This window comes from Streptomyces sp. NPDC091682, assembly GCF_044756625.1.
Taxonomy (GTDB): domain Bacteria; phylum Actinomycetota; class Actinomycetes; order Streptomycetales; family Streptomycetaceae; genus Streptomyces.
Map to the genome: position 1 here is coordinate 194,447 of NZ_JBIVTH010000011.1, position 12,378 is coordinate 206,824.

Genomic DNA, 12,378 nt, shown 5'->3' on the forward strand with positions numbered 1-12,378 from the left:
TCACTCTGGCATTGACTGAAAATTCAGTCAAGAGGCTGAACGGACCCGGATCCGCAAGGAATCCCGGGAGTCGGGCAGGAAACGCGTGGGAGTCGGGCGGGAGTCGGGCCGGAGTCGGGTGCGGGACCGGCGACCGGCGACCGGCGACCGGCGAGGGGTACACGGGGCCACGGGGCCACGGGGCCACGGGGCCACGGGGCCACGGCCAAGGGTGGGGCGGCATCCGGGCAGTACCCGGGCAAGGCCGGGGCGGGCCGGGGGTCGCGGAACGGCCTCCGGCCCGCGGGTGTCAGTTCTGCCCGAGACCCGAAAGCTCGGCGTCGATGGCGCCCCGCATCAGCTCGCGGGCGTGGCCGATCTTGATGCCGCCGCTCAGCCAGCGCATGCTCAACCCCTCCAGCAGGGCGGTGAGCCGCTCGGCGGCCCCGGCCAGCGCGGATGCCGGCACCATCGGCTGGACCTGACCCAGCAGCGCGGCCACCTCCTGGACCCACACCAGGGTCGCCCGCGCCAGGTCCTCGCGCAGGACTTCGTCGAAGACGGCGCTCGCCCGCAGTTCGCCCCAGGCCGAGCTGTTCTCCCGTACCTCCACGGTGTCCTGGAGCTCCAGCAGGAGGGTCTCCTCCAGCTCTTCGCGCGGGGTCAGCGGCGGCTCGTCCGGATCGCGGTCGGTGGTGTACCGCTCGGCGCGGTCGTTGATGAACTCCAGCGTCTGACGCAGTACGCCCGTACGGTCCTTGAAGTGGTAGTAGATCAGGGCGGTGGAGACGCCGGCCTCCGCCGCGAGTTCCTCCACGCGCAGCCCGCGTACACCGCGGCGGGCGATCACCCGGGCGGCGGCTTCGAGGATCTGAGTACTACGAGACGACATGCTCCGCACCTTACCGGGATGATCGGGTGGGTACGTACGCGGCCCGTCACCAGCAGTGCCGGACGGCGCGCGGGCCGCCCCGGCGGGCGGGTCCGTCCGCGCCGGCCGGGGCGGCCCCGCCATCAGAGCGCCGGCGGCGCGGCCGGGTGGGACTGGGTGGCGCAGTGGATTCCGCCGCCACCGGAGGCGATGCCGTCGATCGGGAGCTGCTCGACGCGGTAACCGGGGTAGGCGGCCTGGAGGATGGCGTAGGCGACGCCGTCGGCATGGCCGTCACCGAACCGCGGCGCGATCACCGCGCCGTTGGCCGTGTAGTAGTTGGTGTAGCTGGACAGGAACTCGTCGCCCCGGCCGGTGATCTCGCGCCGGTCCGGACCGGGCAGTTCGGTGATGGACAGGCGGCGGCCCCGGGCATCGGTGGCGCTCAGCAGGGCCCGCTTGGTCTCCTCGTAGACGGCCACCCACTTCTTGTCCGCGACGGGGCCGGGCTTGTCGAGGATGACGCGGCCGGGACCGATGAAGCGGGCCAGGCAGTCGATGTGGCAGTCGGTGATGTCCTCGCCGGCGAGGCCGGGCACCCAGATCACCTTGTCGATGCCGAGCGCCGTCTTCATGGCCTGCTCGACCTGGGCCTGGCTCATGCCCGGGTTCCGGTTGGCGTTCACCATCGAACTGACCGTGGCCAGCAGGGTTCCCTCGCCGTCGGTCTCCAGCGAGCCGCCCTCGCCGACGAAGCCGGCCCGGATCCGGTTCACCTCGTACTCGGCGAGGAGCGTGCGGGCCGCCGCCGCGTCGTTGGCGAAGGGCTGCGCGAACTTCGTACCGGCCTTGCCCCAGCCGTTGAAGTTGGTATCCACACCGGCGACGGCACCCGGGGCGACGACGAAGGTGGGGCCGAAGTCCCTGATCCAGAGGTCGTCATTGGGGATGTCGATGACCTGGATGCCGTAGTAGGCGCCCAGTCCGCACTGGTAGCGGGCCTCGGCGACCTGGCCGGGGCGGGCCAGCACCACGACCGGCTCGTAGCGCGAGATCGTGTGGGCCACCTCGGCGATGTCCCTGCGCACCGCCGAGAGGCCGCTGCCCCACACCGAGGAGAGGGCCGGCCAGGCCATGTACGTCCGGATGTGCCGGTCGGTCTCGGCGGGCATGCGGAGCATGTCGGTGCCGTTCTGGGCGGCCGAGGCCGTCTGCACCAGCGGGGGGAGGGCGGAGCCGAGGGCCGCGAGCGGCACGGCCGCCGCGCCGAACTGGAGCACTCGGCGGCGAGAGGTGCGGGGGTTCATATCCATGGTGACTCCCTGATGAGGAGGGGCGGGATGGACGGCATCCTTGCCTTAACTGAAAATTCAGTCAACCTTCCCTGCGTGTCGGACCTGCCATCTGGACCCGATTCCGCTTCCGGAGATCAGCTCTTGCGGAAGTGGTCGACGGCGATCGTCACGGACCCTGCAGAGGTCGCCTCGACGAGCCGTACGATCGCGACTTCCCGCTGGTCAGGGCTTCGTACGCAGAAGGGGCGCTCCTTCGCGAGCGCCTTGAAGGGCAGGGTCGTCACGGGCCGGGTCTCGATGCCCCGCGCACAGTCGTCCGGGGTCAGCTCTCCGCTTCCGTCGGCTACGAAGGCGTCGGACTCCTCGGGGAGCAGGAAGGCGTCGGAGTCGCGCGCGAGGTACCAGACGGCCGTCTCGACGGGAACCACCTTCCCGGCGCGCAGGTCGAACTCGTAACCGGAATCCGGGGCGGTCAGCTCGGCCTGTGCGTATCCCGGCACGTACGCAGAGGCCGCCGGTCGGGGCGGGGCGGCGGTGGGTTCCACGGCGGGGGCGTCGCCCTCCTCCGGGGGCAGGCCGAACCAGTAGGCACCGCCTCCGCAGGCCAGGAGCGCCGCCGCGGCCAGGGCGACCGCGGGTAGCCGGCTCCGGTCGCGCCGCCGTTCACGGCGCGCCGGGGGCGCAGGGGCCACGGGGGTCACAGGGGCCACCGGGGGCACGGCGGCTACCGGGGCCGGACTCGGGACCGGGACCGGACTCGGGGCGGGGGCCGGGCTCGGGGCGGGGGCCGGACTCGGGGCCGGGGCGTACGGCATGGTTCCGCCCCGCCCGGCGGCCGGGGCGTGATGCGCGGCCGCCGCCCTGGTCGCCTGGAGGTGCTCCGGTACGCGTACGGGTACGGGCACGGGCGGCCCAGGCCTGCCGGACCCCGCGGACGGGCCGGCCGGGGCCGCGGACTCCCCGGCCGGGCCGCCGTCCGCCCGGCCCCCGACCTCCTCCAGCACCGGCCGGGGCAGCCAGCCGTCGGTTAACTCCGGCCGCTGGCCCACGAGGGGGTGCGCGCGGACGGCCGCGATCAGTTCGGCGGTCGTGGGACGGTCCTGCGGGGACTTGGCCAGGCACCACGACAGCAGGTCGTGCAGCTCGGGCGGGATCCGGCCGAGGTCCGGGTGCTCGTGGACCACCCGGTACAGGGCGCCGGACTCCGGCCCGTTCCCGAAGGGCGGGACCCCGGCCGCCACGAACCCGGCGAGCGCCCCGAGCGCGAACACGTCGGTCGCCGGCGTCACCGGGTGGCCCAGCGCCTGCTCCGGCGCCATGAAGGCGGCGGTGCCGATCCGAAGGCCCACGCCGGTCAGCGCGGCGGCGTCGGCGGCGCGCGCGATACCGAAGTCGATCACCCGCGGCCCGTCCCCCGCGATGAGCACGTTCGCCGGCTTGAGGTCCCGGTGGACGACGCCCACCCGGTGGATCTCCTGGAGGGCCTCGGCGATGCCGGCGACGAGCAGCAGCACCGTGCGCACCGGCAGCGGCCCGTGCCGCTGCACGACCTGGTGCAGCGAGGGGCCGGGCACGTACGCCGTGGCCAGCCACGGGGTGTGGTCGTCCTCGCCCGAGTCGACCACCTGCGCCGTGAAGAGGCCGTGGATCCGGCGCGCGCTCGCCACCTCCTGGGCGAAGCGCTCGCGGAACTCCGGGTCCGCCGCGAACTCCCGCCGGACGGCCTTCAGGGCGATGGGGCGGCCGCCCGACGTGTACGCCAGGTAGACCACCCCCATGCCGCCGGAGCCGAGCCGGGCGTGGAGGCGGTAGCCACCGATCTCGTGGGGGTCGTCGGCGGACAGGGCCGTGAGGGCGGACTGTACGCCGGGAAGCTGAGCGAACATGCGGTGGCTCTTTCAACGATGCGGCAATGACCTGGGGCGCATCGTGTCGCTAACTAAAATTTCAGTCAATGTGTGACAATGCGAGACGCACGCCGCCAGAAGGGAGGATCACCCGGTGTCGGATCGAAGAAGGGCCATCCTGGAGGGCGCCGCCCGGGTCATCGCCAGGCGCGGGGTCCGCGGACTGCGAGTGGGCGACCTGGCGGCCGAGGCCGGCGTGTCGACCGCCTTGATCTACTACCACTTCAAGGACCGGACCGGCATCCTGCGGCACGCCCTGGCCTTCATCAGCGACCGGGCCGACCGCTACACGGGTGCCGCCGACGAGGTGGGCGCCGCACTCCCCGCGACGGACCCGCGCCGGCTCCTGGAGCGGATCCTGCTGCTCGAATTCCAGGACCTGCCCGAGGTGCGCGAGAACAGTACGGCCTGGGGGGAGCTGCGGGCCCACACGATCTTCGACCCGGAACTGCGCGAGGAACTCGCCGCAGCCGGTACGGCCTGGGTGGAGGAGGTCGCCGGCCTGCTGGCCGCCGCGTGCCCGGCCGCGCCGGGCGCCGCCGTCAGCGCCGCCGCCGAGCGACTGACCGCCCTCCTGGAGGGACTGAGCGGCCGCTGGCTGAGCGGCCTGCTGCCCGTGGCGCACGCCCGCGACCTGATGCGCGCGGCGATCGGAGTCGAGGTCGACCGGCTCGGTTCCCTCGCCACGCAAATTGACTGAAATTCCAGTCAGTGCACCAGTGGACGACATCCGGCCCGCACCACTTTCCCGTGCGTACCGGATGTTATCGGTGCAAAGCGTGCAGCCTTTGGATAGGGCCCGGCCCGCCGGCCTGTGCCACGCCTCCCGTGCCCGCCCTGGCCGGACGCCCCTCGCTCCGCCAGCACACGATCGGAGTCCCCCGTGTCGTTCACTCCCCCCACCCGCCGGTCCGTCCTCCGTACCTTCGCCGGGATCGGCGCCGCCGTCTTCGGTGCCGCGGCCTGCGGGCCCGCCGAATCCGGTACGCGGCCCGGCGCCGCCGGCTCCTCCCAGCCCGCCGCGGACGGAAAGCGCCGGTTCGGCGCCGAGTGGGAGATCCACACCCGCACCTTCATGTCCTGGCCGGCCCTCGCCTCGGTCTGGGAGCAGGACCTGCCCTACGTGCGCGAGGACATCGCGCGGATCGCCCGGGCCGTCGGCGACTACGAAGAAGTGATCATGATGGCCCGGCCCGACCAGGTGGCCGCGGCCCAGAAGGCCGTCGGCTCCCAGGTCGAGGTGATCCCCCTGGCCGTCGACGACCTGTGGGCCCGCGACACCGTCCCCGTGTTCGTCGAGGAGGGCGCCAAGGTCGTCGGCGTCGACTTCAACTTCAACGGCTGGGGCAACAAGCAGGAGCACACCAACGACGCCCAGGTCGGGCGCCTGCTGCTGCAGAAGTACCAGATCCCCAGGGTGCAGGCCCCGCTCGTCGCCGAGGGCGGTTCCTTCGAGACCGACGGCGAGGGCACCCTGATGGTCACCGAGAGCTCGATCGTCAACGACAACCGCAACAAGGGGAAGTCCCGGGACACCATCGAGGCCGAGCTCAAGCAGACCCTGGGCGTCCAGAAGGTCATCTGGCTGGCCGGCGTGCGCGGCGAGGACATCACCGACGCGCACGTGGACAGCCTCGTACGCTTCACCGCCCCCGGTGTGGTGCTGCTGGACCGCGCCCACCCCAGCACCCCGCCGGACTCCTGGTCCCGCTCCGCCGACCAGGCGAAGTCCGTCCTGTCGAAGGCGACGGACGCCCGCGGCCGCCGTTTCGAGGTCATCGACCTCCCGCAGCCCGACCTGAACCGGATCACGGGCGAGGGGGACGACTTCGTCTCCACCTACGCCAACTTCTACGTCGCCAACGACTCGGTGTTCGTGCCCCAGTTCGGCGACCGCAAGGCGGACGACCGCGCCCGCGGCATCCTGCGGGAGCACTTCCCCAAGCGGGACGTCGTCATGGTGAAGATCGACACCATCGCCTCGGGCGGCGGCGGCATCCACTGCTCGACCCACGACCAGCCCGGCAAGCCCGCCGCCTGATCCGTCCCGCACGCGCCCCGCGCCCGTGCCCGTGCCCCCGCCCGCACCCCGCACCCCGCACCCCGCACCACCGGAGCCACCGTGTCGAACTCCCACCGCCCCGCACGCCCCGCGCGCCCCGCGCGCCGCGTCCCGCTGGTGCCGGGCCTGATCCTGATCGCCATCGTCGCGGCGGTCATCGTGGGGGCGTGGCTCCAGTTCGGGGAACGCCAGGCCCTGGACACGGTGTACACGGCGGGGCGCGCCGACCGGGACCGCATCGACGTCAACGCCACGATCCAGCGCGTCGACGCCGCGGGCCGCGAGATGACGCTGCGCGTCCGGGTCACCCCCAGGGGCGCCCTGGCCGAGGCCGACGGTGTCTCCCCCGCCGATGACCTCACCGTCCAGACCTCGACGGCCACCCGGGGCGACCTCACCTTCAAGGCGCACCAGCGCATCTCCACGATGGACGTGCCCGTGGCCCTGACGGGCGGCTCGATCACGGACTACCCGTTCGACTCCTACGGGGCGGACGTCGGGTTCAGCGCGGTGCTCGGCGGCGAAAGGGTCCCGGTCCGGGTCACGCTCTCCAACAACGACGTCCTGTTCTCGGCGACGGTCGACGCCTCCACCGAGCAGGGCATCGCGGTCCTCGACATCGGGCTGGACCGGTCCAACAGCGTGTTCGTCTTCGCGATCTTCATGATGCTCGCCATGTGGGCGCTCGCCGTCTCGGTCCTGATCGGCGGCTGGTACCTGGTCACCCGCCGCAAGGGCCTCACCTGGCCCGCCCTCGGCTGGATGGCCGCGACACTCTTCGCGCTGGCCGCCTTCCGGAACACGGCCCCGGGCTCCCCGCCCATCGGCTGCCTGCTCGACTACATCGCCTTCCTCTGGGCGGAGACCGTCATCGCGTTCTGCCTCATCACGGTGGTCATCACGGGCATCCGTGCCGAACCCCCGGCGACGCCCCCCACGAACGCACCCTGAGGGCCGGCCCGGGACGGACGCCGCGGCGCTCGCTCCCGCCGTTCACTTCCCGGCGTTCACTTCCCGGCCGGTCGCTCCCCGGCGGCCACTCGGGGGCGGTCACTCCGCGGCGCGTGCTGCGGGGCGGCCCGCACCGCGCGCTTCCAGTACGAGCTTCGCTGCCGGCCATTCCGGCCGGGTGAGGCTGTACACCGCGGTGTCGCGGATCCAGCCGTCCCGCATGACCATGTGGTGCCGCAGTACGCCCTCGTGCGTCGCACCCAGCCCGGCGATCGCCGCCCGTGACTTCGCGTTCCGTACGTCTGTCAGCAGCTCGACCCGGTTCATCCCCAACGCCTCGAAGGCATGCGTCAGCATCAGCAACTTCGCCTCGGTGTTCACGCCGGTCCGCTGACGGGACTCCGCGAGGAAGGTCCAGCCGATCTCCAGCCGCCGCTGCGCGGTGTTGATCATCATCAGTCGGGTGGAGCCGAGGACCTGCCCCGTCGCCGCGTCCACCGTCGCGTACGGGATCTGCGTGCCCTCGGCACGCGCCGCCATTGCCTCTTCGATGAAGCCGCGGACGTCGTCCGGGTGCGGGACGGACGTCACGGCGAGCTCCCACAGGCTGCCGTCGCGCACCGCCGCGCACAGCCCGTCGTGGTGCCTCAGCTCGAGCGGCTCCAGCCGGACCCGCCCGCCCACGAGTTCCACCAGCTCCACCGGCGCCAGCCCGTTCGACGTCGCCTTCGCCTTGGCCTTTGCCTTCGCCTGCTCCATGTCTGACCTGCCCGTCCCCCGCGTCCAACACGACGGACCGACCTTACTCGGCGCCGATCACCGGCCCCAGCGGAATTCGCCCGGGGCGGCGGCCGAGCCAGCCGGCCGCCGCGCCCCGCGCGCTCAGACCAGTTCGGGCTGCGGTTCGCGTCGCGGTTCCGGCAGGCGCACCGCCGTCTCCGCGGCGGCCTCCCGTTCCCACTTCTTGGTGATCCGTACGTAGCCGTAGATCACCGAGGCCATGGCGAGGAGGAGCAGCGGCCCGAACACCCACGGATACGCGGCCAGCTGCACCGACAGATAGCGGTACGAGATCAGGTACGCGACGAACACCGCGGTGCCGTAGGTGGTCAGCAGGATGCCGGACCGGTCCCAGCCGCGCGCGAGCGAGCGCAGCGCCGTCTCGATGGTGACCGTGAACACCACGCCGGCGATGATGTCCGCGCCGTAGTGGTAGCCGAAGCCCAGGGTGGCGCCGAGCGTGGCGATCAGCCAGAACGTGCCCGCGTAGCGCAGCGCCCGAGGGGCCCTGCGGGAATGGATGAAGATCGCGGTGGCCCACGCCGTGTGCAGGCTGGGCATGCAGTTGCGCGGGGTGAACTCGTCGAAGGGCATCGGTCCGGGAGTACCGAGCGGCGGTGGCGTGTTCGGCCACAGGTCGGCCACCGCCCACTGCGCGCCGTCGGCGCCGTAGGCGAAGATCGGTCCGACCACGGGGAAGATCATGTAGATGCCCGGCCCGAGCAGCCCGATGACCAGGAAGGTGCGCACCAGGTGGTGGCTCGGGAAGCGGCGCAGGGCCGCCACGTGGCGCAGCTGGTACAGGGCGACGGCGACCGCGGCGACCGCGAGCTGGATGTAGACGAATTCGAGGACCCGGAAGCCGACCGTGCCGGTGGCCTCGACGATCTTGCCGGCCACCCACGACGGATTGCCCAGGGCGTGGTCGGCGGTCGCCACGTACTGGTCGAGCACCATCGGGCGGGACTTCGAGGTGATCAGCAGCCAGGTGTAGCCGGTCTTGCGGCCGGTCACCAGCAGCAGGGCCAGCCCCACGCCCTTGAGCAGGAGGAGACGCTCCCGTCCGGTGCGACGCGTGACGGCGATGACGGCCCAGGCCAAGGTCACCAGCAACGCGCCGTTGCCGAACATCATCTGGGCGCCGACCACCCACCGCACGAGCCAGAAGACGAGGTCGATGCCGATCGCGGCGGCGAGCCCGATGAAGCGCTGCCGCCAGGTGAGCACGACCATCATCAGCGCCATGCTGGCGTACAACACCGTGCCCGATTGGGGGGCGAAGATCACTTCTCGGGTCTGGACGGTGATCGGACCCGGCACGCCGTACTGGCGCGCGGCCAGCTCCAGTGCAACGAGGAATCCTAGGCCGATCACACCCACCGCGGTCCACAGCACGACCCGGGGTCGGGGACGCGCGGCGGACCTGGTGCCGTCGCCTATTCGAGAAAGAACCCGCGATATCGAAGATGTCAATTTCCGGCCGCTTATCGTGGTCCAACGTGAACATTGTCAGACCGGACATGTTAACGGAGTGGGTAGGTTTGATTGATCGAGGGTGCCTTATCTGACCGGAAAATGTGACCGGTTGCCGCCCCCGGCGGGGACGGCAACCGGACGTCAGTCGGTGATCGCGATCTTGCCGTTGGCCGGGACGGGCCCCGCCGGTTCGGTCGCGGTCGAGGTCGTGGTCGTGGTGAGCCCCTTGAGGAGCCGGGCGAGGTCGACGCCTGTGGTGGAGGAGAGAAGTTCCATGCCCTGGGCGACGTTGTCGGTGACGGTGCGGGAGAGTTTGCTCGCGCCGTCGGTGGAGATGACGGTCATCTTGTCGATGGCGCTGAGCGGTTCGGCCGCCTTGGCGACCACCTGCGGGAGCACCTCGACCAGCATCTGGACCATCGCGGGCGCGCGGGGCAGCGGCTGGGGTCAGCGCTCGACGGCGCGCACGCCGACCGAGGTGGACGACGGCGTCGCCGTCACCCACACCTCGGCGCCGAGGGCCACCGGCCCGTCGGCGGTCGCGGCGTACTTGACCGGCTGGCCGCCCAGCCTCAGCAGGACCTCGCCGTACCCGCCCGCCGGAATGGCGGTGACCACGGTGCCGGCCGACCCGACGAGCTCTCCGTGGCGCGGGGCGGCCCCGCTGCCGTTCCGGGCGAGGGCAAGGCTCAGCCGGTACGTCGACCAGCCGGCCCCCGCACCGGCCGCAGCCCCGGCGGCGGCTGCCGCTCCCGGCCCGAGACCCGTGGTCCCGAGCACGATCGCCCCCGTGAAACCGAGCATCGAAACGAAGCCCGCGACCACCGGGAGCGACAGCCATCCGTCGAACAGTCCGTCGAGGGCACCGTCGAAGACGCCTTCGAGGACCCCGTCGAACACCAGCGAGCCGGCCAGCAGGACGACTCCCCCGATGCCGAGACCCAGAAACAAGTCCATGAGCACCTCCCCCGCTCGGCCGGCATTTCCGCCGGACAACCGCATCGTGCCAGCGCGCGGAGGTGCCACACATTGCCTGCCTTCGGCAATCTTTACGACTCTTTGACGCCGCGGTCCGGCAGGGTGCCCCCGGTCACGCCGTGGCGTCGGGCCAGCCCAGCAGCCGCGATCCGATCACCGCGGTCTGGAGCGTGTACCGGTCCGCAGGGTCCGCCGGGTCCGCACCGGTGAGGGCGTGGAGGCGCCCCAGCCGGTACGTCAGGGCGCGCACGCTCAGCGAGAGGCGGCGGGCGGTCTCCGTGGCCACGCAGCCGCTGTCGAAGTAGGCGGTGAGGGTGTCCAGCAGGGGCTGGGGGCCGCCGCGCGCCTGGCGGAGCGGACCCAGGACGCTCTCCACGAGGTCGACCATGGCTTGCCGGTCGCGGCTGAGCACCGGGTAGACCAACAGGTCGGACGCGTGCAGCAGCGGCCCCTCCAGCCCCATCCGCTCAGCGATGTCAAGGGCGTTGAGGGCCTCTTCGTAGGAGTGGACGACCCCGCCCGGGCCCGGGTGGGAGCGGCCGACGGCGACCCGCCCGCCGTCCGTCGCCGCGTGCGCCTGCTTGGCGAAGTAGGCCAGGACATCGGGCTGATCGCCGGGGGCCACACAGATGAGGCTGCCGTCCTTGGTGGCCAGCAGGATCTGCCGGTTCCCGAACCGGCCGAGGACCGCCTCCTCGATGCGGCGCGCCACGGGGTAGCCGTCGCCGTACGGCTCGGGTCCGGCGGCCACGGCCACCGCGTGGGCTTGCGACAGGCGCAGCCCGAACCGTTCGGCCCGCTCGGCCAACATGCCCAGTCCGCTGCGCCCGTACAGCAGGTCGTCGATGAACTCGCGGCGGGCCGCCTCCTCCTGACGGACCGCCTAGCGTTGGGAGCGCTCGTACCCCTCGACGAACGCGCGTCCACCGCCTGCTCGACCGCGGCGAGCAGGAGCGCCGGTGACCGGGTCGGGACGTTCTGGGCGGCGGCCAGATGGTCCCGTATGAGCCCGCGCAGCGGCAGACCGTCCTCCGCCGCCCGCTGTCCTTCGCCGCGGCGGGAGTCGAGCTCGGCGCGGGTGAGGCGACGCCCCGTGGCACTTGCGTCCCGCAGCATGTCGGCATAGCCGCCGAGGCGGTCCTGCGGTGCTTCCCGATCCGCCACCCTGCTCCCCCGATCCCGGCACGCGCCTTCGCCCGCCCTCGACTCGGAACCAGGGTGACACGCGTACGGGGGCGCGCCCGCACCAGGACCTGGAGACATGTCGGTGCGGCAGCCGGTCCGCGCTCAGTCGGCGGCACGGGGGACGGCTCGTGCGAGCAACCCGTCGACGAACGTGCGCAGCACCTCGGGGTAGATGTCCCGCGCGGCCAGCTCGGCCCACCGGACGCCGATGGCGGCCAGGTGGGGCAGCCGGGTCGGGTCCAGGTCGTCGCGGTAGGCGAAGGGTTGCCCTTCGTCCCGTCGACGGCCGGAGTGCGCGCGGACGAGGACCTCGCCGACGGTGTAGTACCAGATGCCGCGGAAGACGTCGACGCTCTGCTCGGGCGTGCATCCGTGGTCGGCGGCGCCGGCCACGATGGCTTCGACCATCCACATCGCGGATTCGTCGAGGAGGCCGACGAAGCCGTCGGCCGAGAGGACCTCCGCGGCCCACGGCCAGGCCGCGAGGGCGTCGTGCATCGCTGTGGTGGCCGTGACGATGCGCTCCCTCGGGTCATCGGGCAGCGGGGGGCGTCCCATCTGCTCGATGTGTTGGTTGAGCAGGAGGAGCAGCAGGTCTTCCTTGTTCCGGATGTGGTGGTACAAGGTCGTCGGCCCGATGCCGAGCTCGGCGGCGAGACGGCGGACCGTCAGCTTCTCCCAGCCGCCCTGGTCGATGAGCCGTCGGGCGGCCACCAGGATCTGCGCACGGGAGGTCAGGGGCGGCCGGCCGGTGCGGCCGTGCGGCGCGGGCGCTCGGGACATCTTCCCATCATGCCGCCCCGCCGTCCTCCGCGGTGAAACGGGTGCAGGTGCAGCCCTTCGCGTTTCACCACGGCCTGCCCGATGATACTTTCGGAACATGTTCCGAAACTC

Annotated in this window: 10 protein-coding genes and 2 pseudogenes; 3 read left to right on the plus strand and 9 right to left on the minus strand. The window is 72.1% G+C overall.

The window, feature by feature from the left end:
• Positions 1-289: 289 nt before the first annotated feature.
• The 3 genes from ACIQK6_RS25410 to ACIQK6_RS25420 all read right to left on the minus strand — a co-directional run bounded on the left by ACIQK6_RS25410 (position 290) and on the right by ACIQK6_RS25420 (position 4,031).
• Positions 290-871 (minus strand): TetR/AcrR family transcriptional regulator, encoded by a 582-nt coding sequence (locus ACIQK6_RS25410; RefSeq protein WP_329097255.1) that lies wholly within the window; start codon positions 869-871, stop codon positions 290-292.
• Between the two features lie 122 nt (positions 872-993).
• Entirely contained in the window at positions 994-2,163 is a 1,170-nt protein-coding gene (locus ACIQK6_RS25415) for an agmatine deiminase family protein (protein ID WP_402695519.1), read from the minus strand.
• Between the two features lie 116 nt (positions 2,164-2,279).
• Positions 2,280-4,031, minus strand: a complete 1,752-nt coding sequence (locus tag ACIQK6_RS25420) for a serine/threonine-protein kinase (RefSeq protein ID WP_402695520.1) — start codon at positions 4,029-4,031, stop codon at positions 2,280-2,282.
• A 115-nt stretch (positions 4,032-4,146) separates the two neighbouring features.
• Here ACIQK6_RS25420 and ACIQK6_RS25425 point away from each other — a divergent pair, with 115 nt between their 5' ends.
• The 3 genes from ACIQK6_RS25425 to ACIQK6_RS25435 all read left to right on the plus strand — a co-directional run bounded on the left by ACIQK6_RS25425 (position 4,147) and on the right by ACIQK6_RS25435 (position 7,065).
• Positions 4,147-4,752 carry a TetR/AcrR family transcriptional regulator gene (locus ACIQK6_RS25425; RefSeq protein WP_402695521.1) on the plus strand — a complete coding sequence of 202 codons (606 nt, stop codon included), beginning with the start codon at positions 4,147-4,149 and terminating at the stop codon, positions 4,750-4,752.
• 183 nt (positions 4,753-4,935) lie between these two features.
• Entirely contained in the window at positions 4,936-6,093 is a 1,158-nt protein-coding gene (locus ACIQK6_RS25430) for an agmatine deiminase family protein (RefSeq protein WP_329097260.1), read from the plus strand.
• 81 nt (positions 6,094-6,174) lie between these two features.
• Positions 6,175-7,065 carry a DUF4436 family protein gene (locus ACIQK6_RS25435; protein ID WP_329097263.1) on the plus strand — a complete coding sequence of 297 codons (891 nt, stop codon included), beginning with the start codon at positions 6,175-6,177 and terminating at the stop codon, positions 7,063-7,065.
• Between the two features lie 99 nt (positions 7,066-7,164).
• Here the strand turns inward: ACIQK6_RS25435 and ACIQK6_RS25440 are convergent, their stop codons facing one another.
• The 6 genes and pseudogenes from ACIQK6_RS25440 to ACIQK6_RS25465 form a co-directional block, all read right to left on the minus strand.
• Complete coding sequence (locus ACIQK6_RS25440) at positions 7,165-7,824, minus strand: GNAT family protein (RefSeq protein WP_329097264.1); 660 nt, start codon at positions 7,822-7,824, stop codon at positions 7,165-7,167.
• 123 nt (positions 7,825-7,947) lie between these two features.
• Positions 7,948-9,240 carry a DUF5933 domain-containing protein gene (locus tag ACIQK6_RS25445; protein ID WP_329097266.1) on the minus strand — a complete coding sequence of 431 codons (1,293 nt, stop codon included), beginning with the start codon at positions 9,238-9,240 and terminating at the stop codon, positions 7,948-7,950.
• 222 nt (positions 9,241-9,462) lie between these two features.
• Positions 9,463-9,744: pseudogene (locus ACIQK6_RS25450) on the minus strand (flotillin domain-containing protein); the annotation flags it as partial.
• Positions 9,745-9,768: 24 nt separating this feature from the next.
• Positions 9,769-10,278, minus strand: coding sequence for a hypothetical protein (locus tag ACIQK6_RS25455; protein WP_329097270.1), 510 nt, complete (start codon positions 10,276-10,278; stop codon positions 9,769-9,771).
• Positions 10,279-10,411: 133 nt separating this feature from the next.
• A pseudogene (locus ACIQK6_RS25460) lies at positions 10,412-11,463 on the minus strand (PucR family transcriptional regulator).
• A gap of 123 nt (positions 11,464-11,586) precedes the next feature.
• Positions 11,587-12,267: a TetR/AcrR family transcriptional regulator gene (locus tag ACIQK6_RS25465; RefSeq protein WP_329097272.1), complete on the minus strand. Its 681-nt coding sequence runs from the start codon at positions 12,265-12,267 to the stop codon at positions 11,587-11,589.
• Positions 12,268-12,378 lie beyond the last annotated feature (111 nt).

What these genes read in the sequence shown, in the direction of transcription:
- ACIQK6_RS25415 (WP_402695519.1), bottom strand. Translation starts at nt 2,163, where the DNA reads ATGGATATGAACCCCCGCACCTCTCGCCGCCGAGTGCTCCAGTTCGGC.
- ACIQK6_RS25440 (WP_329097264.1), bottom strand. Translation starts at nt 7,824, where the DNA reads ATGGAGCAGGCGAAGGCAAAGGCCAAGGCGAAGGCGACGTCGAACGGG.
- ACIQK6_RS25455 (WP_329097270.1), bottom strand. Translation starts at nt 10,278, where the DNA reads ATGGACTTGTTTCTGGGTCTCGGCATCGGGGGAGTCGTCCTGCTGGCC.
- ACIQK6_RS25410 (WP_329097255.1), bottom strand. Translation starts at nt 871, where the DNA reads ATGTCGTCTCGTAGTACTCAGATCCTCGAAGCCGCCGCCCGGGTGATC.
- ACIQK6_RS25465 (WP_329097272.1), bottom strand. Translation starts at nt 12,267, where the DNA reads ATGTCCCGAGCGCCCGCGCCGCACGGCCGCACCGGCCGGCCGCCCCTG.
- ACIQK6_RS25420 (WP_402695520.1), bottom strand. Translation starts at nt 4,031, where the DNA reads ATGTTCGCTCAGCTTCCCGGCGTACAGTCCGCCCTCACGGCCCTGTCC.